Source organism: Streptomyces sp. 63XJN7_1_ISO-PGPR-S23-121 (assembly GCF_056173025.1).
The window spans coordinates 2,601,939-2,622,208 of the sequence record NZ_CM149653.1 but is presented as its reverse complement, the minus strand read 5'-3'; the positions used below and the strand labels follow the sequence as shown (position 1 = coordinate 2,622,208).

At 72.2% G+C, this 20,270-nt stretch carries 17 protein-coding genes; 12 read left to right on the top strand and 5 right to left on the bottom strand.

Features of this window, described 5'->3' with window-relative positions; genetic code table 11:
• Positions 1 to 162: 162 nt before the first annotated feature.
• Positions 163 to 1,740, top strand: a complete 1,578-nt coding sequence (locus AC0VYN_RS11350) for an alpha/beta hydrolase (protein ID WP_475535866.1) — start codon at positions 163 to 165, stop codon at positions 1,738 to 1,740.
• Positions 1,741 to 1,836: 96 nt separating this feature from the next.
• Positions 1,837 to 2,364 (top strand): N-acetyltransferase family protein, encoded by a 528-nt coding sequence (locus AC0VYN_RS11345; protein ID WP_475535865.1) that lies wholly within the window; start codon positions 1,837 to 1,839, stop codon positions 2,362 to 2,364.
• Positions 2,365 to 2,383: 19 nt separating this feature from the next.
• Here AC0VYN_RS11345 and AC0VYN_RS11340 read toward each other — a convergent pair whose 3' ends face one another.
• A complete protein-coding gene (locus AC0VYN_RS11340) occupies positions 2,384 to 2,977 on the bottom strand; it encodes an adenylosuccinate lyase (RefSeq protein ID WP_475535864.1) in 594 nt (197 codons plus the stop codon).
• A 376-nt stretch (positions 2,978 to 3,353) separates the two neighbouring features.
• On the opposite strand from AC0VYN_RS11340, the gene AC0VYN_RS11335 reads away from it, so the two are divergent.
• The 9 genes from AC0VYN_RS11335 to pssA all read left to right on the top strand — a co-directional run bounded on the left by AC0VYN_RS11335 (position 3,354) and on the right by pssA (position 14,167).
• Entirely contained in the window at positions 3,354 to 5,159 is a 1,806-nt protein-coding gene (locus AC0VYN_RS11335; protein ID WP_475535863.1) for a 3-hydroxyacyl-CoA dehydrogenase family protein, read from the top strand.
• 139 nt (positions 5,160 to 5,298) lie between these two features.
• Complete coding sequence (locus tag AC0VYN_RS11330; RefSeq protein WP_385458711.1) at positions 5,299 to 6,111, top strand: TetR family transcriptional regulator; 813 nt, start codon at positions 5,299 to 5,301, stop codon at positions 6,109 to 6,111.
• A gap of 323 nt (positions 6,112 to 6,434) precedes the next feature.
• Positions 6,435 to 7,778 carry a crotonyl-CoA carboxylase/reductase gene (gene ccrA, locus AC0VYN_RS11325; protein WP_475535862.1) on the top strand — a complete coding sequence of 448 codons (1,344 nt, stop codon included), beginning with the start codon at positions 6,435 to 6,437 and terminating at the stop codon, positions 7,776 to 7,778.
• Positions 7,779 to 7,788: 10 nt separating this feature from the next.
• A complete protein-coding gene (locus AC0VYN_RS11320; protein ID WP_475535861.1) occupies positions 7,789 to 9,816 on the top strand; it encodes a protein meaA in 2,028 nt (675 codons plus the stop codon).
• Complete coding sequence (locus AC0VYN_RS11315; protein ID WP_475535860.1) at positions 9,813 to 10,775, top strand: HpcH/HpaI aldolase/citrate lyase family protein; 963 nt, start codon at positions 9,813 to 9,815, stop codon at positions 10,773 to 10,775. The genes AC0VYN_RS11320 and AC0VYN_RS11315 overlap by 4 nt, the downstream gene beginning before the upstream one ends.
• A 5-nt stretch (positions 10,776 to 10,780) precedes the next feature.
• On the top strand, positions 10,781 to 11,293 hold the full coding sequence (locus AC0VYN_RS11310; RefSeq protein ID WP_385458718.1) for a MaoC family dehydratase: 513 nt from the start codon (positions 10,781 to 10,783) through the stop codon (positions 11,291 to 11,293).
• Positions 11,294 to 12,499: an acyl-CoA dehydrogenase family protein gene (locus AC0VYN_RS11305; protein WP_385458720.1), complete on the top strand. Its 1,206-nt coding sequence runs from the start codon at positions 11,294 to 11,296 to the stop codon at positions 12,497 to 12,499. It begins immediately after the preceding gene.
• Between the two features lie 170 nt (positions 12,500 to 12,669).
• A complete protein-coding gene (locus AC0VYN_RS11300; RefSeq protein ID WP_385458787.1) occupies positions 12,670 to 13,326 on the top strand; it encodes a phosphatidylserine decarboxylase in 657 nt (218 codons plus the stop codon).
• A 22-nt stretch (positions 13,327 to 13,348) separates the two neighbouring features.
• Positions 13,349 to 14,167: a CDP-diacylglycerol--serine O-phosphatidyltransferase gene (gene pssA, locus AC0VYN_RS11295; protein WP_189868702.1), complete on the top strand. Its 819-nt coding sequence runs from the start codon at positions 13,349 to 13,351 to the stop codon at positions 14,165 to 14,167.
• Positions 14,168 to 14,352: 185 nt separating this feature from the next.
• Here the strand turns inward: pssA and AC0VYN_RS11290 are convergent, their stop codons facing one another.
• Positions 14,353 to 15,489 (bottom strand): glycerate kinase, encoded by a 1,137-nt coding sequence (locus AC0VYN_RS11290; RefSeq protein WP_475536858.1) that lies wholly within the window; start codon positions 15,487 to 15,489, stop codon positions 14,353 to 14,355.
• A gap of 152 nt (positions 15,490 to 15,641) precedes the next feature.
• On the opposite strand from AC0VYN_RS11290, the gene AC0VYN_RS11285 reads away from it, so the two are divergent.
• Positions 15,642 to 16,136, top strand: a complete 495-nt coding sequence (locus AC0VYN_RS11285; protein ID WP_475535859.1) for an NUDIX domain-containing protein — start codon at positions 15,642 to 15,644, stop codon at positions 16,134 to 16,136.
• Between the two features lie 118 nt (positions 16,137 to 16,254).
• Here the strand turns inward: AC0VYN_RS11285 and AC0VYN_RS11280 are convergent, their stop codons facing one another.
• From AC0VYN_RS11280 to AC0VYN_RS11270, 3 genes are all read right to left on the bottom strand, one after another.
• Positions 16,255 to 16,746: a methylated-DNA--[protein]-cysteine S-methyltransferase gene (locus AC0VYN_RS11280; RefSeq protein ID WP_475536857.1), complete on the bottom strand. Its 492-nt coding sequence runs from the start codon at positions 16,744 to 16,746 to the stop codon at positions 16,255 to 16,257.
• 19 nt (positions 16,747 to 16,765) lie between these two features.
• Positions 16,766 to 18,241, bottom strand: a complete 1,476-nt coding sequence (locus AC0VYN_RS11275) for an AlkA N-terminal domain-containing protein (RefSeq protein WP_475536856.1) — start codon at positions 18,239 to 18,241, stop codon at positions 16,766 to 16,768.
• Positions 18,242 to 18,314: 73 nt separating this feature from the next.
• Positions 18,315 to 20,240, bottom strand: coding sequence for a heavy metal translocating P-type ATPase (locus tag AC0VYN_RS11270; RefSeq protein ID WP_475535858.1), 1,926 nt, complete (start codon positions 20,238 to 20,240; stop codon positions 18,315 to 18,317).
• Positions 20,241 to 20,270 lie beyond the last annotated feature (30 nt).

Below are 20,270 nucleotides of genomic sequence, written 5' to 3'. Positions count from 1 at the left end.
GACACTCGCCCGAAGGCATGAGCCCGAAGGCATTCGAGGGCTTCCGGCGGCCCAATCGGGTCACGTACGGACCGAACGCGTTGCTTCGGCGGCGTATCCCGGGACGATGCGGCGAGGACCGTGTCCACAGCGGGCCGCGGCCTCTCCGCCCCGGGAGCTTCCATGAGACAACGCGCAGCCGTGCTGTGCGGCGCCGCCGTCATCGCGGCCGGTGCCGTCGCGGCCGTCCCCGCCGAGGCCGGCGCCCCGCTGCCCGCAGGCACCGCTCGCGCCGCGGGGATCGGCTGGACGAAGTGCGGGACGGCCGACTATCCGACGCTCCAGTGCGCGACGCTCACGGTGCCGCTCGACCACTCCCGCCCGGACGGCAGGCGGATCAGCCTGGCGCTGTCCCGCGTCCCGCACACCGCGAAGACGTACCAGGGCCCGCTGCTGGTCAACCCCGGCGGCCCCGGCGGCAGCGGTCTGACCCTCGCCGGATTCGTGGCGTCCTCGCTTCCGGGGAAGGTGGCCGCCCAGTACGACGTCGTCGGTTTCGACCCGAGGGGCGTCGGCAGGAGCGAGCCCGCCCTGGACTGCCGGCCGGGCCACTTCGCCGCGGTGCGCCCCGACACCCTGCCGGCCTCGCCGGCCGTCGAGCGGGCCAACCTCGCGCGCGCGAAGTCCTTCGCAGAGGCCTGCGGCAGGAAGTACGCCGACGTCCTGCCCCACATGGACACGGTCAGCGCCGCACGGGACATGGACGCGATCCGCGCGGCACTCGGCGCGGAGAGGATCAACTACTTCGGCTACTCCTACGGCACCTACCTGGGCGCCGTCTACGCCAGGCTCCACCCGGAGCGGGTGCGGCGGCTGGTCCTGGACTCGGTCGTCGACCCGACCGACGTCTGGTACGACGCCAACCTGAACCAGGACCACGCCTTCGACGACCGCCACCGCGCCTTCATGGCCTGGATCGCCAAGTACGACACGGCGTACGGGCTCGGGACCGATCCGGAGCGGGTCGGGGCCGCGTGGTACACGATGCGGGCGGCGCTCGCGAAGAACCCGGCCGGCGGCGAGGTGGGCGCCGCGGAGCTGGAGGACACCTTCCTGCCGGGCGGCTACTACAACGGCTACTGGCCCTACCTGGCCGAGGCGTTCGCGGCGTACGTGAACGACCGGGACACCGGCCCGCTCGTCGAGGCGTACGAGAACTTCGGCGCCCTGGACGCCTCCGGCGACAACGGCTACAGCGTCTACACGTCGGTGCAGTGCCGTGACGCCGGCTGGCCGCACGACTGGGCCGAGTGGCGCGAGGACTCCTGGGACACGCACGCGAAGGCACCGTTCATGACCTGGAACAACGCCTGGTACAACGCGCCGTGCGCCTTCTGGCCGACCGGCTCGCGGCAGCCGGTGGACGTCGCCAACCGGCAGGTGCCGCCGGCGCTGCTGTTCCAGGCGACGGGCGACGCCGCCACCCCGTACGAGGGCGGTGTCACCGTGCACCGGCTGCTGCGCGGCTCCAGCCTGGTGGTCGAGGAGGGCGGCGGCAACCACGGCATCACGCTGAGCGGCAACGCCTGCCTGGACGAGCACCTGGCCGCCTATCTGACCGACGGCACCGTGCCGCGCGGCGACGGTGAGGCCGACGCCGTCTGCGCGGCGCCGCCCGACCCGAAGCCGCTGGAGTCCAAGGCGGCGTCGACGTCGTCGCGGGGATCCACGCTGCACGGCCTGCTCGGCTTCCGGCGCTGAGCCGCGCGACCGGCGGCCCGCCCGGGGCGGCGCCGGTGCCGTGGTTCACCATGGGGGCATGAGTGAACCGGCCATGACCGCCCCGGCCGTCGCCCCGTGAGCGGGCCGCGCGTGCGGGAGATGACGCTCGCCGACTGCGACCGCGTGTCCGCGATCCGCGTCCGGGGCTGGCAGTCGGCGTACCGGGGACTGATGCCGCAGTCCTACCTCGACGGACTCTCGGTCGCCGAGGACGCCGGGCGGCGCCGCGCGCTCTTCGCCCCGCCTCCGGCCGGCCCGGTGAACCTGGTCGCGGAGGACGATGCCGGCGACGTCGTCGGATGGGCCTGCCACGGACCGTACCGGGACGGTGGACTCCGCACCGGAGACGCCGAGTTGTACGCCCTCTACGTCGACCCGGGGCGCCTCGGCGGCGGCGTGGGCCAGGCCCTGCTGCGCGAGTCGGTGCGCCGGTGCGCCGCCGCCGGGCACGCGCGCATGCTGCTGTGGGTGCTCGACGGCAACGCCCGCGCCCGGCGCTTCTACGAGCGGGCCGGCTTCCACGCCGACGGGGCCGCCGAGTCGTCCGACGTGGACGGAGTCGCCGTGCCCGAGGTGCGGTACGCCAGGCAGCTCACCGGCTGACGGCGCACCGGCCGGCGGCTCACCGCTGCCCCGGGATCCGCGCCAGTGCCCGCACCGCCGCCTCGGCCAGCGCCGGGTGCGCGAGGGCGTCCTCCAGCACGGGCGCGGCCCGTGCGTCACCGAGCGAGCCGAGGCCCTCGACACAGGCGAGCGCCACGCGCCGGTACGGGTCGTGCGGGCGCAGCCGGCGCTCCAGGGTGGTGATCAGCGCGGGCACCGCCTCCGGGGCGCGCAGCTCGACCAGCAGACGCACCGGGTGCAGGGCGTAGGCGACGCGCAGTTCGTTGGTGGCGAGGGCGGCGGCGGCGCGGGCGGTGCGCGGGTCGCCGAGCCGGGCGAGGGCGTGCGCGGCCGAGGCGCAGCGCGGCGGGTCGCGATGGTTGAGGAGCAGCACGAGGGACTCGAAGGCCCGCCGGTCCCCCGCCAGCCCCAGCCGGAACGCGGCCAGCTCCCTGGCCCACAGCGGCTGCCCCGGCGCGGTGAGCACCGCGGCCAGTTCGCCGTGGTCCCCGGTCGCCGCGAGCCGGTCGCAGGCCGTCACGGCGTCCCGCGCGCCGGAGGCGGCCGCCTCGGACCGTAAGCGTTCCGTGAGCGATCGCAACTCTTCGTCCATGACATCGAGGTTAGGCGGGTCACACGCCGGGTGGGACCTACATCACGAACACCGGGGGCTGGCGCGCTCGTTACCCGCGAGTTAATCTCAGACGAGCGGGTCACCCACCCGCAGCAGTCCTCACGACGGTCTGGTGACGCGGCCGTCGCGGGAACGGATCAGTCGGTTCGGTGCCCAGGCACCGCAGTGCGACCCGGCCTCGGGACAGGGCCGGTCGGACCCCGCCGCCGCCCGGGCGTGTGCACGCCCTGCGGACGGCACCGGGCGTGTGCGCCAGAAGCCCGGTCGACACCCGCACTCCTCACTCCGTACGCCCCGGTGCGCCGCTCGGCGCACGCGGGCGTTCCGTCGTCACCCTCATTCCTGGAGTCCCGCGATGGCCGCTCCCCAGTCCGACACCCCTCTGTCCCCGCTCCGCACCGTCGCCGTCGTCGGCCTCGGCACGATGGGCACCGGCATCGCCGAGGTCCTGGCCCGGGCCGGCCGTGACGTGGTCGGCATCGACGTCAGCGAGGCGCAGGCCGCGAAGGCCGTCGCCGCGCTGGAGGCGTCCACCGCCCGCGCCGTGGAGCGCGGGCGCCTGACCGAGCGGGAGCGCGCCGACGCCCTCGCCCGGGTCCGTACCGCCACCGAGCTGCGGGCCGCGGCCGACGCCGACCTCGTCATCGAGGTGGCGCCGGAGTCGTACGAGATCAAGCAGCAGATCTTCCGGGAGCTGGACGGGATCGTCCGCCCCGGGACGATCCTGGCGACCGGCACCAACGCCCTGTCGGTGACCCGGCTCGCCGCCGACTCGGCCCGTCCCGAGCGGGTGCTGGGCCTGCACTTCTTCAATCCGGCCCCGGCGATGAAGCTGGTCGAGGTCGTCTCCTCGGTGCTGACCGCGCCGGCCGCCGTCACGGCGGTCACCGATCTCGCCCTGGACCTGGGCAAGGAGCCCGTCGCGGTGGGCGACCGGCCCGGTTTCGTGGCCGACGGGCTGCTGTTCGGCTACCTGAACCAGGCCGCGGCGATGTACGAGGCGAACTACGCCTCCCGCGAGGACATCGACGCCGCGATGCGGCTCGGCTGCGGGCTGCCGATGGGTCCGCTGGCGCTGCTCGACCTGATCGGCGTGGACACCGCGCGGACGGTCCTGGAGGCCATGTACTCCGCCTCCCACGACCGTCTGCACGCCCCCGCGCCCATCCTGAAGCAGCTCAGCGAGGCCGGCCTGACGGGCCGCAAGGCGGGGCGCGGCTTCTACACCTACGAGGCGCCCGGCAGCGCGGTCGTGGTGCCGGACGCGCTGACCCCGCGCGCGAGCGACACCCCGGCCGCCGGCCGCCCCGTGCGCTCCGTGGGGGTCGCGGGCTCGGGCACCATGGCGTCCGGCATCGCGGAGGTGTTCGCCAAGGCCGGGTACCAGGTCGTCCTCGCCGCCCGCAGCGTGGAGAAGGCGCAGACGGCCAGGGCCCGCATCGGCAAGTCCCTGGCGCGCAGCGTCGACAAGGGCAGGCTCACCGCCGAGGCCGCCGCCGGGACGCTGGAGCGGATCACGGCGACGGGGACGTACGACGACTTCGCCGACGTGGACCTGGCCGTGGAGGCGGTCGCGGAGGACCTGGAGGTCAAGCGGCAGCTCTTCGCCACGCTGGACAAGGTCTGCAAGCCCGGCGCGGTGCTGGCCACCACCACCTCGTCCCTGCCCGTGGTCGCCTGCGCCCGCGCCACCTCGCGTCCGCAGGACGTGATCGGCATGCACTTCTTCAACCCCGCGCCGGCCATGAAGCTGGTCGAGGTGGTCCGTACGGTGCTGACCGCGGACGACGTGCACGCCACCGTCCGCGAGGTCTGCGCCAAGGTCCGCAAGCACGCCGTGGACTGCGGCGACCGGGCCGGCTTCATCGTGAACGCGCTGCTGTTCCCGTACCTCAACAACGCGGTCAAGATGGTGCAGGAGCACTACGCGACGCTCGACGACATCGACGCGGCGATGAAGCTGGGCGGCGGCTACCCGATGGGCCCCTTCGAGCTGCTGGACGTGGTGGGGCTCGACGTGTCGCTGGCCATCGAGAAGGTGCTGCACCGCGAGTTCCGTGACCCGGGACTCGCCCCGGCGCCGCTGCTCGAGCACCTGGTGGCCGCGGGCTGCCTCGGCCGCAAGACGGGCCGTGGCTTCCGCGAATATGCCCGCCGCTGAGCCGGGTCCCGGCGACCGGTTCCGGCCCGAGGAGGACTGGGGCGGACTGCTCGATCCGGCCGGGTCTCCCCCGCCCTGCGCGGGCGGGGGATTCCCCGGTCATGCGCACCAGTCTGCGCACATGCAGTACGTTCGGGTCATGTCCCAGCCCGCCAGGTCCTCACGCACACCAGCTACGCCCGACGCGCCGGAGAGCGCGGCCGGCAGCCGAGCCGCCGCCCAACGGCTCAAAATGCGCCGGGAGCTGGCGGCCGCGGCGATGGAGCTGTTCGCGACCAAGGGCTACGAGGCGACCACCGTCGACGAGATCGCGGCCGCGGCCGGCGTCGCACGCCGCACCTTCTTCCGCCACTTCCGCTCCAAGGAAGAGGCGATCTTCCCGGACCACGACGACACCCTGGTCCGCGCCGAGGCGGTGCTCAACGCGGCGCCCGCGCACGAGCATCCGCTCGACACGGTGTGCCGCGGCATCAAGGAAGTCATGAAGATGTACGCGGCCCGGCCGGAGATCTCGGTCGCCCGCTACAAGCTCACGCGCGAGGTGCCCACCCTGCGCGAGGCGGAGATCGCGTCGGTGGCCCGCTACGAGCGCCTCTTCACCCGCTATCTGCTCGGCCACTTCGACGAGCACGCGCACGACGACGACGCCAACGACGACCCGCTGCTGGCGGAGGTCGCCGCGTCCGCCGTGGTCACCGCCCACAACCACGTCCTGCGGCGCTGGCTGCGGGCGGGCGGCCAGGGCGATGTGGAGGCGCAGCTCGACCACGCCTTCGCGATCGTGCGCCGGACGTTCGGCACGGGCATCGGCGCCGGCCGCGGGACGGCGTCCTCGCGGCCGGCCGCCTCTGCGGCCTCCGTGGAGGGCGAGGTGCTGGTGACGGTCGCGCGGACCGACGCCCCGCTGCACGAGATCATGCGCACCATCGAGCAGGCGCTCAAGGAGCGCTGACCGGCTCCTCCACCCTGTGACGACGGCCACCCTCCGGGTGGCCGTTTTTGCATGCCAACGCCCCTTTTTCACCCACCGTGAACCCTCATACGATCGATCATCGCTCATATGTAGCGTAAAGATTTCATCTGAGTGCAGTTTCTGGCACTCAGTGCCTTGCGAGGTGACACGCGGTGTCATACGTTGAAGGTGTCCGGGCTGTCCCCGCACCCATCCCCCGCGCGCCCGGCGCCTGCGTCACAGGCACTTTCACCACCCCTCTAGAGCACCGACGTAACCCTCAGCGCCCCTCCCTCAGGGCGCTCACCGCCGGAGGCAACACCGTGACCGTGAAGGACATCCTGGACGCGATCCAGTCGCCCGAATCCACGCCGGCCGACATCGCCGCGCTGCCCCTCCCCGAGTCGTACCGCGCGATCACCGTGCACAAGGACGAGACGGAGATGTTCGCGGGCATGGAGACCCGCGCCAAGGACCCGCGCAAGTCGATCCACCTGGACGAGGTGCCGCTGCCCGAGCTGGGCCCCGGTGAGGCCCTGGTGGCCGTCATGGCCTCCTCGGTCAACTACAACTCGGTGTGGACCTCGATCTTCGAGCCGCTGTCGACGTTCGGCTTCCTGGAGCGCTACGGCCGCACCAGCGACCTCGCCAAGCGCCACGACCTGCCGTACCACATCATCGGCTCCGACCTGGCCGGCGTCGTCCTGCGCACCGGCCCGGGCGTCAACGCCTGGCAGCCCGGCGACGAGGTCGTCGCGCACTGCCTCTCCGTCGAGCTGGAGTCGTCCGACGGCCACAACGACACGATGCTCGACCCCGAGCAGCGCATCTGGGGCTTCGAGACCAACTTCGGCGGCCTCGCCGAGATCGCCCTGGTCAAGTCCAACCAGCTGATGCCCAAGCCGGGCCACCTCAGCTGGGAGGAGGCCGCGGCCCCGGGTCTGGTGAACTCCACCGCCTACCGCCAGCTGGTCTCCCGCAACGGCGCCGGCATGAAGCAGGGCGACAACGTGCTCATCTGGGGCGCGAGCGGCGGCCTCGGCTCCTACGCCACCCAGTTCGCCCTGGCCGGCGGCGCCAACCCGATCTGCGTCGTCTCCAGCGACCAGAAGGCGGACATCTGCCGCTCGATGGGCGCCGAGGCGATCATCGACCGCAACGCCGAGGGCTACAAGTTCTGGAAGGACGAGAACACCCAGGACCCGAAGGAGTGGAAGCGCTTCGGCAAGCGCATCCGCGAACTCACCGGCGGCGAGGACATCGACATCGTCTTCGAGCACCCCGGCCGCGAGACCTTCGGCGCCTCGGTCTTCGTCACCCGCAAGGGCGGCACCATCACCACCTGCGCCTCGACCTCGGGCTACATGCACGAGTACGACAACCGCTACCTGTGGATGTCACTGAAGCGCATCATCGGCTCCCACTTCGCCAACTACCGCGAGGCATGGGAGGCCAACCGCCTCATCGCCAAGGGCAAGATCCACCCGACCCTCTCCAGGGTGTACTCCCTCGAGGACACCGGCCAGGCCGCGTTCGACGTCCACCGCAACCTCCACCAGGGCAAGGTCGGCGTGCTGTGCCTGGCGCCCGAGGAGGGCCTGGGCGTGCGCGACGAGGAGATGCGCGCGCGGCACGTCGACGCCATCAACCGCTTCCGGAACATCTGAGGAGCGCCGCATGACTGAGCGTCAGAAGGACCGGCCGTGGCTCATGCGCACGTACGCCGGTCACTCCACGGCCGAGGCGTCCAACGAGCTGTACCGGCGCAACCTCGCCAAGGGGCAGACGGGCCTGTCGGTCGCCTTCGACCTGCCGACCCAGACCGGCTACGACTCCGACCACGTCCTCGCCCGCGGCGAGGTGGGCCGGGTCGGCGTGCCGGTCGCGCACCTCGGTGACATGCGCCGGCTGTTCCAGGACATCCCCCTGGAGCAGATGAACACCTCGATGACCATCAATGCCACGGCCATGTGGCTGCTGGCGCTCTACCAGGTCGTCGCCGAGGAGCAGGGTGCGGACGTCACCCGGCTCCAGGGCACGACCCAGAACGACATCGTCAAGGAGTACCTGTCCCGGGGGACGCACGTCTTCCCGCCGGGGCCGTCCCTCCGCCTGACGACGGACATGATCGCGTACACGGTCTCCCACATCCCGAAGTGGAACCCGATCAACATCTGCAGCTACCACCTGCAGGAGGCGGGCGCCACGCCCGTCCAGGAGATCGCGTACGCCATGTCCACCGCGATCGCCGTGCTCGACGCGGTGCGCGACAGCGGTCAGGTGCCCGAGGAGCGCATGGGCGACGTCGTCGGCCGCATCTCCTTCTTCGTGAACGCGGGCGTCCGCTTCATCGAGGAGATGTGCAAGATGCGGGCCTTCGGGCAGATCTGGGACCGCGTCACCCGCGAGCGGTACGGCATCGAGAACCCCAAGCACCGCCGCTTCCGCTACGGCGTCCAGGTCAACTCCCTCGGCCTGACGGAGGCCCAGCCGGAGAACAACGTCCAGCGGATCGTGCTGGAGATGCTGGCGGTCACCCTCTCCAAGGACGCCCGCGCACGGGCCGTGCAGCTGCCCGCCTGGAACGAGGCCCTCGGCCTGCCCCGCCCGTGGGACCAGCAGTGGTCGCTGCGCATCCAGCAGGTGCTGGCGTACGAGAGCGACCTGCTGGAGTACGGCGACCTCTTCGACGGCTCGAAGGTGGTCGAGGCGAAGGTCGACGAGCTGGTCCGGGAGTCGCTCGCCGAGATGCAGCGCATCGAGGAGATGGGCGGCGCGATGGCCGCCGTCGAGTCCGGCTACCTCAAGTCGCAGCTGGTCGCCTCGCACGCCGAGCGCCGGGCCCGGATCGAGTCCGGCGAGGAGAAGATCATCGGTGTCAACGCCTTCGAGGGCACCGAGCCGAACCCGCTGACCGCCGACCTGGACACCGCGATCCAGACGGTCGACCCGGCCGTGGAGGCCCGCGTCATCGCCTCGCTCCAGCACTGGCGGGACACGCGCTACCAGCCGCCCTTCAACCACCCGCGTCCCTGCAAGGCGCTGGAGAAACTGAAGGAGGCCGCCAAGGGCACCGACAACCTCATGGAGGCCACCCTGGAGTGCGCCCGCGCCGGCGTCACGACCGGTGAGTGGGCCGGGGCGCTGCGCGAGGTGTTCGGCGAGTTCCGGGCGCCGACCGGGGTGTCCTCGGCGCCGGTCGCGGTCGCCGCGGAGGAGGGCTCGGCCCTGTCCCTGGTGCGCCGCAAGGTCGACCTGACGGCCAAGGACCTCGGCGTCGGCAAGCTGCGGTTCCTGGTCGGCAAGCCGGGTCTCGACGGCCACTCCAACGGCGCCGAGCAGATCGCCGTGCGGGCCCGCGACGCCGGCTTCGAGGTGGTCTACCAGGGCATCCGGCTCACGCCGGAGCAGATCGTGGACGCCGCCCTCGCCGAGGACGTGCACGCGGTGGGCCTGTCCATCCTCTCCGGCTCGCACGCCCAGCTGGTGCCGGACGTGCTCGAACGGCTCCGTGTGGCCGGTGCCACGGATATACCGGTGATCGCCGGTGGCATCATCCCGAACGGTGACGCAGAAGACCTGCGGGCCGCGGGAGTGGCCGCGGTCTTCACCCCGAAGGACTTCGACATCACCGGCATCATCGGCCGGATCGTCGACGAGATCCGGAACGCGAACAAGCTCGACCCCCTGGAGGTCCCCGCATGACCACGGTCAACCGCCTTCGCCCCCGGCGTTCCTGCCTGGCTGTACCGGGCTCGAACCCCCGCTTCCTGGAGAAGGCCCAGGGCCTCCCGGCCGACCAGGTCTTCCTGGACCTGGAGGACGCCTGCGCCCCGCTGGCCAAGCCCGAGGCACGGCACACCATCGTGAAGTTCCTCAACGAGGGCGACTGGACCGGCAAGACCCGCGTCGTGCGCGTCAACGACTGGACCACCGAGTGGACGTACCGCGACGTCGTGACGGTCGTCGAGGGCGCCGGCCCGAACCTGGACTGCATCATGCTGCCGAAGGTCCAGGACGCCCAGCAGGTCGTGGCCCTGGACCTGCTGCTCACCCAGATCGAGAAGACGATGGGCTTCGAGGTCGGCCGGATCGGCATCGAGGCGCAGATCGAGAACGCCCAGGGCCTGAACAACGTCAACGAGATCGCGCAGGCGAGCCCGCGGGTCGAGACCATCATCTTCGGCCCGGCCGACTTCATGGCGTCCATCAACATGAAGTCCCTGGTCGTGGGCGAGCAGCCGCCCGGCTACCCGGCGGACGCCTACCACTACATCCTGATGAAGATCCTGATGGCCGCCCGCGCCAACAACCTCCAGGCGATCGACGGCCCCTACCTCCAGATCCGCAACGTGGACGGCTACCGCGAGGTGGCGCAGCGCGCCGCCGCCCTCGGTTTCGACGGCAAGTGGGTGCTGCACCCGGGCCAGGTCGAGGCGTCCAACGAGATCTTCTCGCCGTCGCAGGAGGACTACGACCACGCCGAGCTGATCCTGGACGCGTACGACTACTACACGTCCGAGGCGGGCGGCAAGAAGGGCTCCGCGATGCTCGGCGACGAGATGATCGACGAGGCCAGCCGCAAGATGGCGCTGGTCGTCTCCGGCAAGGGCCGTGCCGCCGGCATGCGGCGCACGTCGAAGTTCGAGATCCCGGAGGCCTGAGGACCATGCAGTTCGGACGCACCTACGAGGAGTTCGAGGTCGGGGCGACGTACAAGCACTGGCCCGGTAAGACGGTCACCGAGTACGACGACCACCTGTTCTGCCTCCTCACCATGAACCACCACCCGCTCCACATGGACACGAACTACGCCGAGAAGACGACGGACTTCGGCAGGAACGTCGTGGTGGGCAACTACGTCTACTCGCTGCTGCTCGGCATGTCCGTGCCGGACATCTCCGGCAAGGCGATCGCCAACCTGGAGATCGAGTCGCTCAAGCACGTGGCGCCGACCTTCCACGGGGACACGATCTACGGCCAGACGACCGTGCTCGACAAGTGGCCCTCGAAGTCGAAGAACGACCGGGGCATCGTCCACGTCGAGACCAAGGGCTACAAGCAGGACGGCACGCTGGTCTGCGTCTTCCGCCGCAAGGTGATGGTGCCCACCGAGACGTACATCAAGGAACGCGGCGGCGAGCAGCCGGGCCGCCCCGACCTGAAGGAACAGGGGAAGTAGATGAGCCGCCTCGCCCAGACCCACGGCCTCACGGACGTCCAGCGGGAGATCCTCTCCACCGTCCGGGACTTCGTGGACAAGGAGATCATCCCGGTCGCGACCGGGCTCGAGCACCGGGACGAGTACCCGCAGGACATCGTCGACGGGCTGAAGGAGCTGGGCCTGTTCGGCCTGATGATCCCGGAGGAGTACGGGGGTCTGGGCGAGTCGCTCCTGACGTACGCCCTGTGCGTGGAGGAGATCGCCCGCGGCTGGATGTCGGTGTCCGGCATCATCAACACGCACTTCATCGTGGCGTACATGCTCAAGCAGCACGGCACGCAGGAACAGAAGGACCACTTCCTGCCCCGCATGGCGGCGGGCGACATCCGGGGCGCCTTCTCGATGTCCGAGCCGGCGCTGGGCTCCGACGTCTCGGCGATCTCCTCGAAGGCGGTGAAGGACGGCGAGGAGTACGTCCTGAACGGCCAGAAGATGTGGCTGACCAACGGCGGCACGTCATCACTCGTGGCCGTCCTGGTGAAGAGTGACGAGGGTCACCCCGAGGGCACCGCCCCCCACAAGTCGATGACGACCTTCCTGGTGGAGAAGGAGCCGGGCTTCGGCGAGGTCCGCCCCGGCCTCACCATCCCCGGCAAGATCGACAAGATGGGCTACAAGGGCGTCGACACGACCGAGCTCATCATGGACGGCCTGCGGATTCCCGCCGACCGGGTGCTCGGCGGCGTCACCGGCCGAGGTTTTTACCAAATGATGGACGGCGTCGAGGTGGGCCGCGTGAATGTGGCGGCGCGTGGCTGCGGCGTCGCTCAGCGTGCCTTCGAGCTGGGTGTCCAGTACGCCCAGCAGCGGCACACTTTCGGCAAGCAGATCGCCCAGCACCAGGCCATCCAGTTCAAGCTGGCCGAGATGGCTACCAAGGTGGAGGCGGCGCATGCGATGATGGTGAACGCTGCACGCAAAAAGGACTCGGGCGAACGAAACGACCTGGAAGCGGGGATGGCCAAGTACCTCGCCTCCGAGTACTGCAAGGAGGTCGTGGAGGACGCCTTCCGGATCCACGGCGGCTACGGCTTCTCCAAGGAGTACGAGATCGAGCGGCTCTACCGCGAGGCTCCGATGCTGCTGATCGGTGAAGGCACCGCCGAGATCCAGAAAATGATCATCGGTCGCAGGCTGCTCGAAGAGTATCGGTTCCAGGGTTAGATGTCCGGATACGGGGTGTTTTCTTGGAGAAGAAGGTCACACCCCGTAGGCACTCTTCGGCCGCCGACTCGGCTTCCTGGCTTACCCAGTTGCGGCTGATAGCCGCTACGATCGCCGGAAAGCCGCCGTCCCCCGTCAATGCGCGGCACTATCCGCTACGAAGGTCATCCATGCCCCACAGCCAAACCTCTGCACCTCGCGACAGCCTCGCCGGCGTACGCCTCGCGCGCGGAGCATCGCCGTGGCTTCTGCCGACCGTCGCCACCGCAGCCGTCAGCCTGGTCCGCGCCCGCCGCTCGGGCGTGGCCAAGGCCGTCGCCGTTCCCGCCACCGCGCTCGCGGCGGGGATGCTGTGGTTCTTCCGCGACCCCGAGCGCGAGATCACCCGGGGCCGGGTCATCTCGCCCGCCGACGGTGTGGTGCAGAGCATCATGCCGTGGAAGGACGGCCGCACCCGCGTCGCGATCTTCATGAGCCCGCTCAACGTCCACGTCAACCGCGCTCCGCTGTCGGGCACGGTCACGTCGGTCGAGCACATCCCCGGTGGCTTCGTTCCCGCCTTCAACAAGGAGAGCGAGAACAACGAGCGGGTGGTGTGGCACTTCGACACCGAGCTCGGCGACATCGAGATGATCCAGATCGCCGGCGCGGTGGCCCGCCGCATCGTCCCTTACGTGCCGCGGGGCACGAAGGTCGAGCAGGGCGACCGGGTCGGCCTCATCCGCTTCGGCTCGCGTGTCGACCTGTACCTGCCGGAAGGCGTGGAGGTCGCGGTCGAGGTGGGGCAGAAGACGGTGGCTGGGGTGACTCGCATTGACCGTGATTGATCCACAGACCCAGGCCGGCTGGGTGCCCGAGGCCGACGAGGTGGACGACGAGGAGGAGATGCCTCTCTCGCTGCGCCTGTCGATAGCGGACACCCTCACCCTCGGCAACGCCACGTGCGGCTTCATGGCGGTGTACTTCACCACCACCGGCATCCTGATCCCGCACCTGACGGGCAGCGAGGAGTCGGGCATGGCCCGGCACAGCGCGGCCACCGCGGTCATCCTGATGCTCTGCGCGGCGATCTTCGACCTGTTCGACGGGCTCGTGGCGCGCAAGCTGCGCAGCTCGCCGATGGGCGCCGAGCTGGACAACCTGTCCGACCTGATCAGCTTCGGGCTGGCGCCGGCGTACTTCGTCCTGGTCTACGGGATGGTCGCGCACGACGCCTACCAGCGGGTCGCCGCGGTGGGCGCGATCGTGGTGCTGCTGGCGGTGGTGCTGCGGCTCGCGAGATTCTCCTGCGTCACCGTGAAGGACGGCACCTTCCAGGGCATGCCCTCGCCGTTCGGTGCGCTGACGGTCGTCTCGATCGTGCTGCTGGAGCTGCCCTTCGTGGCGACGCTCCTGGCCATCATCGGTACGGCCTGGCTGATGGTGAGCCGGGTCGAGTACCCGAAGCCGCGGGGGCGCCTCGCGGTGGCGATGCTGTCGTGGATCGTCCTGTCGATGGGCCTGCTGGCCGCCTGGGCGTTCGACGCGCCGAGCGGGCAGCTGCTGCTGCAGACGGGGTGTGCACTGCAGCTGGTGATGGGCGCGGTGATCCCGCTGTTCGCCACGGCACGGCGGGTGAACAACTTCCGCGACAACCGGCGGGAGGCGCGGGCGGCACAGCTGCCGTAGCGGCGCTTTCGAAGGCCCCGGACCCTGGTTGGGTCCGGGGCCCTTCTGTGTGCGGGTCCCCGGCCTGTGCCCACCCAGCCCGTCCGGCGTTCGAGGACGGGGCCCGTTCAGGGCCGAAGCGGGGGTCCGGGGGCGGCAGCCCCCGGAGCCGGGAACGGGTAGGGGCGGCGGGGGCGAGAGACCGTCTACGCCAGGAAGTCCCGCGCGATGCTCTCCGCGACCCGCTCCAGGATCGGCCCCGCGTCCGCGATGCACTTCGCCACGTCGGGCTGCACGTCCGTCAGCGGGTACGCCCGCCGGATCCCGGCCCGCCCCAGCGCCTCCGCCGGCAGCGCCAGCCGCCCGCACACCGCGACGACGTCCTTGCCCGCGGCGCGGGCCGCCGCCGCGACACCGGCCGGCGCCTTCCCGTGCAGGGTCTGCTCGTCCAGCGAGCCCTCCCCCGTGATCACGAGATCGGCCCGCTCCAGCGCCGGCGCGAAGCCCAGCACGTCCAGCATCACCTCGATGCCGGCCCGGAACCGCGCTCCGAGCAGCAGCGCGCCGTAGCCGATGCCGCCCGCGGCCCCCGCACCCGGTGAGGCCGCGTACTCGGCGGCCCGCGCCCCGACCGTGCCCTCCAGCACCTTCGCGAAGTGCGCGAGGGCCGCGTCCAGTGTCTCCACGTCCTGCGGGGAGGCGCCCTTCTGCGGGCCGTAGACGGCCGCGGCGCCCTTGGGGCCGGTCAGCGGGTTGTCCACGTCGCTCGCGAGCACCAGCTCGACCTCCGCGAGCCGCGGGTCCAGGCCGGACAGATCGGCCGAGGCGACGTCGGCCAGACCTCCGCCGCCCGGCGTCACCGGCTCGCCGTCCGCGCGCAGGAACCGCGCGCCCAGCGCGGACAGCATGCCCGCGCCGCCGTCCGTGGTGGCGCTGCCGCCGACCCCGAACACGATCGTCCGCGCGCCCGCGTCCAGCGCGGCCCGCAGCAGCTCGCCCGAACCGTACGTGGAGGCGGTCAGCGGGGCCGGGACGCCGGCCGGCAGCCGCGCCAGCCCGCTCGCCTCGGCCATTTCCACCACCGCGGTGTCGCCGCGGAGCGCGAACGCCGCCGTCACCTCGTCACCGAGGGGTCCGGCGACCCGCGCCTCCCGGCGCTCGAACCCGGCCGCGACCGCCGCGGCCACGGTGCCGTCGCCGCCGTCGGCGACCGGAAGCGCCTCGACGGCGATGTCCGGCACGACACGACGCAGCCCGGCCCCGACCCGCTCGGCGACCTCGACGGCCGTCAGCGAACCCTTGAACTTGTCCGCGGCGACGAGCACCCGGCGGGCCCCGTCCACTCCAGCGTCAGCCACCTTGCTCTCCCCTTGCTCTCCGAGCCTTGCGCACGTCAAGGCAGTCGCGCCGCTGCGACCATAACCGGAGCACGCCGTCGCCGTCATGCCCCGCCCGCACCGTGGAACGCCCCGCCGGACGGACATACCCTGCCAGGATGACGACGCTCGACTACGCCACGTACATCGCCGGACTCCCCCGGGTGCTCGCCGGTGCCGCCGTGCTGTTCCGGGACGCCGCGGGCAGCGTGCTGCTCGTGGAGCCGAACTACCGGGACGGCTGGACCCTGCCGGGCGGCACGATCGAGTCGGACGACGGTGAGACCCCGCGCCAGGGCGCCCGGCGCGAGACCCTGGAGGAGATCGGGCTGGACGTCGTCCCCGGCCGGCTGCTCGCGGTGGACTGGGTGCCGGGTGTCGGCCGGCCGCCGCTGGTGTCGTACGTCTACGACGGCGGGGTCCTCGGCGTTGACCTCCTGGACACGGTCCGCCTCCAGGAGGAGGAACTGCTGTCCTGGCGCCTGGTGCCGCGCGCCGTCCTGGCCGACCACCTCCTCGGCTCGCTGCACGGCCGGGTCCTGGCCGCCCTGGACGTACTGGAGGACGGCACGGGCACCGCCGAGCTGGAGAACGGGGTACGGGTCGGCCGGTAGGTGGGCCTGCTCCCGTTCTGCGGCATCGTTCGAGAGAGCGTGATCCTTGAAGTGCCGCGAGGCTGACCCGTCCCGCCGGGCACCGGCAACGCCTTTTCCACCCGTGCCCGGCCCGTCCCTAGAACAGTGCCGACCCCGCCGTCCCGCGCTCGAAGTCCAGCAGCCGCTGCTTGCGTTCCAGGCCGCCGCCGTAGCCGGTGAGGCTGCCGCTCGCGCCGATGACGCGGTGGCAGGGGACGACGATGCCGATCGGGTTGCGGCCGTTGGCGAGGCCGACGGCGCGGGAGGCGGTGGGGTTGCCGAGGGCGGCGGCGAGTTCGCCGTAGGTGCGGGTCTCGCCGTAGGGGATCCTGCGGAGCTGGTCCCAGACCGTGCGCTGGAAGGGGGTGCCGTTGAGGCGCAGGGGGACGGTGAAGTCCAGCAGGTCGCCGGCGAAGTACGCCTCCAGTTGTTCCTCGGCCTCGGCGAAGGACCGTTCCGCACGGGTGCCGAAGGTCTCCTCCGGCGGGCGGTGGCGCTGGTCGGTCATGTAGAGGCCGCACAGGACGCCGTCCTCGGCGACCAGGGTGAGGGGGCCGTACGGGCTGTCGATCACGGTGTGCTGTTTCAGGGATGACACGGGTCCGTCCTCACACGGGCAGGAAGTTGATCGGGTGGCTGTCGGTCGCCCACAGGTACTGGACCGCGTACGCCCGCCAGGGCCGCCAGGCCGCCGCGCGGGCGGTGAGCGCCGCCGGGGTGGAGGGCAGCCCGAGGTCGCGGGCGGCACGGCGGATGCCGAGGTCGGTGGGGAGGAAGGCGTCGGGGTCGCCGAGGGCGCGCATCGCGATGACGTCGGCGGTCCACGGGCCGAAGCCGGGGAGGGCGAGGAGGCGGGCGCGGGTCTCCGCCCGGTCGGCCTCGACGCCGAGGCCCAGCGAGCCGTCGGCGAGGTGGCGGACGAGGGTGGTGAAGGTGGCGCGACGGGTGCGGGGCATCGCCAGCGTGTCCGGGTCCACCTCCGCCAGGGCCGGTGCCGACGGGAAGAGGTGGGTCAGGCCGCCCTCGGGGTCGTCCACCGGGTCGCCGTGTGCCGTGACCAGGCGGGCGGCGTGGGTGCGGGCGGCGGCGGTGGAGACCTGCTGGCCCAGGACGGCCCGTACGGCGAACTCCGCCTCGTCGACCGTGCGCGGGACGCGGCGGCCCGGGGCCTTGTCGACGAGCGGCGCGAGCAGCGGGTCGGCGCGCAGCCGGTCGTCGACGGCCGTCGGGTCGGCGTCCAGGTCGAGCAGGCGGCGGCACCGGCTGATGGCGACGGTCAGGTCGCGCAGGTCGGTGAGGGTGAGGCGGCAGGCGATGTGGTCGGGGGTGGGGGTGAGGGCCACGACGCCGTGCCCGTGGGGCAGGCGCAGGGTGCGGCGGTACGCTCCCGCCCGCCACTCCTCCACGCCGGGTACGGCGGTGGCGGCGAGGTGGCCGAAGAGGTTGTCGGGGTTGAGGGGGGCCCGGAAGGGGAGGCGGAGGGTCAGCGCGCCGCCGGGGGTCTGGACCGGCCGGTCCTTGGGGGCGCGGCGGGCGCGCAGCTCGCTCGGGGCGAGCGCGAAGACCTCGCGGACCGTGTCGTTGAAGGTGCGCACGGAGGAGAAGCCGGCCGCGAAGGCGACGTCCGCCATCGGCAGCCGGGTCGTCTCGATGAGCAGCCTGGCGGTCTGGGCGCGCTGCGCGCGGGCGAGGGCGAGGGGGCCCGCGCCCAGCTCGGCGAGCAGCTGGCGTTCGATCTGCCGGGTGCTGTAGCCGAGCCGGGCGGCGAGGCCGGGGACGCCCTCGCGGTCCACGATGCCGTCGGCGATCAGGCGCATGGCGCGGGCGGTGAGGTCGGCACGCTGGTTCCACTCGGGGGAGCCGGGGCTGGTGTCCGGGCGGCAGCGTTTGCACGCCCGGAACCCGGCCTGCTGGCAGGCCGCCGCGCTCGGGTAGAAGGTCATGTTCGCGGGCTTGGGCGGCACCACGGGGCAACTGGGCCGGCAGTAGATGCGGGTGGTCAGCACGGCGGTGAAGAACCAGCCGTCGAAGCGCGCGTCCTTGGATCGGACGGCGCGCACGCAGCGTTCGGTGTCGGTGTGCATTCCCGTCTGCATGCGTCCAGGATGGTCCACCGGACGGCTCGGGGCTGGCGAGAATCCGACATGGACCTCACGCTTACTGGGCTCCGCCGGATCGCCATGCGGACTCGCGCAGCAGCCGCAGCCCGTTGAGGCCGACCAGCACGGTCGAACCCTCGTGCCCGGCGACGCCGAGCGGCAGCGGGAGGTGGCCGACCAGGTCCCACAGGACGAGCGCGGTGATGAAGGTGCCCGCGATGACCAGGTTCTGCAGGACCAGCCTGCGGGCGCGCCGGGACAGGCGGACGACCGCGGGTACGGCCGTCAGCTCGTCGCGGACCACGACCGCGTCCGCCGTCTCCAGGGCCAGGTCGGAGCCCGCGCGGCCCATGGCGATCCCGGCGTGGGCCGCGGCGAGGGCGGGGGCGTCGTTGACGCCGTCGCCGACGAAGAGCACCTTGCGGCCGGTCCGCTCCCTCTCCCGTACGGCCTCCACCTTGCCGTCGGGCAGCAGGCCGGAGTGGACCTCGGTGATGCCGGTCGCGGCGGCCACGCGGGCGGCGGCGGAGGCGTTGTCGCCGGTGAGCAGGGCGGGGGCGGTGCCGGTGAGGGCGGTGAGCACGGCGGTGGCCGCGGCGGCGTCGGCGCGCAGGCGGTCGGTGAGGGCGAGGGTGCCGAGCGGCGTGCCGTCGCGGGTGACCCGGACGGTGGTCCCGGCGCCCTCGGGTGCCTCGGCGCGGCCGACGTGCACCTCGTGGCCGTCGACGACCGCCGTGACGCCGAGCCCCGGGGTCGCGGTGAAGTCCCGGGCGGGTGCGACGCGCAGGCCGCGGGTGCGGGCGGCGGCGACGATCGCGCGGGCCAGCGGGTGCTCACTGGGGTGCTCGGCGGCGGCGGCCAGCGCGAGGAGCGCGTCCTCGTCGAGGCCGGAGCCGGGCAGGGGGCGTACGGCGGTCACCTCGGGGGTGCCCTCGGTGAGGGTGCCGGTCTTGTCGAGGGCGGCGGCGTCGATCTCGCCGAGGCGTTCCATCGCGACCGCCGACTTCACGAGGACGCCGTGGCGGCCGGCGTTGGCGATCGCGGAGAGCAGGGGCGGCATCGTCGCGAGGACCACCGCGCAGGGCGAGGCGACGATCATGAAGGTCATGGCGCGCAGCAGGGCCTCGGTGAGGCCGGCGCCGAAGGCGAGGGGGACGCCGAAGACCGCGAGGGTGGCGGCGACCACGCCGACCGCGTAGCGCTGCTCGATCCTCTCGATGAGGAGCTGCGTGGGCGCCTTGGTGCGGGACGCCTCCTCGACCAGGGTGACGATCCGGGCGATCACCGAGTCGGCGGGGTCGCGGCCGACGCGGACGCGCAGGGCGCCGGTGCCGTTCAGGGTGCCGGCGAAGACGTCGTCGCCGGGGCGCTTGAGGACCGGGAGGGACTCGCCGGTGATGGTGGCCTGGTCGACCTCGCCGGTGCCGTCGAGCACCGAGCCGTCGGCGCCGATGCGTTCCCCGGGCCGGACCAGGAGGACGTCGCCGACGGCGAGCTCGGCGGTCGGGACGGTCTCCTCGCGGTCCCCGGTGAGCCGGGTCGCGGTGGTGGGCGCGAGGTCGAGCAGACCGCGCACGGAGTCGGCGGTACGGGCGGTGGCCAGGGCCTCCAGGGCGCCCGAGGTGGCGAAGATGACGATCAGCAGGGCGCCGTCGAGGACCTGCCCGATGGCCGCCGCGCCGAGCGCTGCGACGATCATCAGCAGGTCGACGTCCAGGGTCTTCTCACGCAGGGCGCGCAGGCCCTCCAGTGCCGGTTCCCAGCCGCCGGCGGCGTAGGCGACCGCGTAGAGCGGGCCGTACGTCCAGGCGGGGGCTCCGCCGAGGTCCAGGGTGAGCGCCGCGAGGAAGGCGAGCAGCGACGCGAGGGCCCAGCGCGCCTCGGGCAGGGCGAGGACGCGGGTGCGGCGGACGGGCGCCGGCCTGGCGGGCGAGGAGACGGGGGTGGGAGCGAGGGTGGTGGACACGCGGCCATACAGGAACATATGAAGACCCATTCATCCGTTCATGCGTGC

What these genes read in the sequence shown, in the direction of transcription:
- AC0VYN_RS11350 (WP_475535866.1), top strand. Translation starts at nt 163, where the DNA reads ATGAGACAACGCGCAGCCGTGCTGTGCGGCGCCGCCGTCATCGCGGCC.
- AC0VYN_RS11340 (WP_475535864.1), bottom strand. Translation starts at nt 2,977, where the DNA reads ATGGACGAAGAGTTGCGATCGCTCACGGAACGCTTACGGTCCGAGGCG.
- AC0VYN_RS11335 (WP_475535863.1), top strand. Translation starts at nt 3,354, where the DNA reads ATGGCCGCTCCCCAGTCCGACACCCCTCTGTCCCCGCTCCGCACCGTC.
- AC0VYN_RS11330 (WP_385458711.1), top strand. Translation starts at nt 5,299, where the DNA reads ATGTCCCAGCCCGCCAGGTCCTCACGCACACCAGCTACGCCCGACGCG.
- AC0VYN_RS11320 (WP_475535861.1), top strand. Translation starts at nt 7,789, where the DNA reads ATGACTGAGCGTCAGAAGGACCGGCCGTGGCTCATGCGCACGTACGCC.
- AC0VYN_RS11315 (WP_475535860.1), top strand. Translation starts at nt 9,813, where the DNA reads ATGACCACGGTCAACCGCCTTCGCCCCCGGCGTTCCTGCCTGGCTGTA.
- AC0VYN_RS11310 (WP_385458718.1), top strand. Translation starts at nt 10,781, where the DNA reads ATGCAGTTCGGACGCACCTACGAGGAGTTCGAGGTCGGGGCGACGTAC.
- AC0VYN_RS11305 (WP_385458720.1), top strand. Translation starts at nt 11,294, where the DNA reads ATGAGCCGCCTCGCCCAGACCCACGGCCTCACGGACGTCCAGCGGGAG.
- AC0VYN_RS11300 (WP_385458787.1), top strand. Translation starts at nt 12,670, where the DNA reads ATGCCCCACAGCCAAACCTCTGCACCTCGCGACAGCCTCGCCGGCGTA.
- AC0VYN_RS11285 (WP_475535859.1), top strand. Translation starts at nt 15,642, where the DNA reads ATGACGACGCTCGACTACGCCACGTACATCGCCGGACTCCCCCGGGTG.
- AC0VYN_RS11275 (WP_475536856.1), bottom strand. Translation starts at nt 18,241, where the DNA reads ATGCACACCGACACCGAACGCTGCGTGCGCGCCGTCCGATCCAAGGAC.
- AC0VYN_RS11270 (WP_475535858.1), bottom strand. Translation starts at nt 20,240, where the DNA reads ATGTTCCTGTATGGCCGCGTGTCCACCACCCTCGCTCCCACCCCCGTC.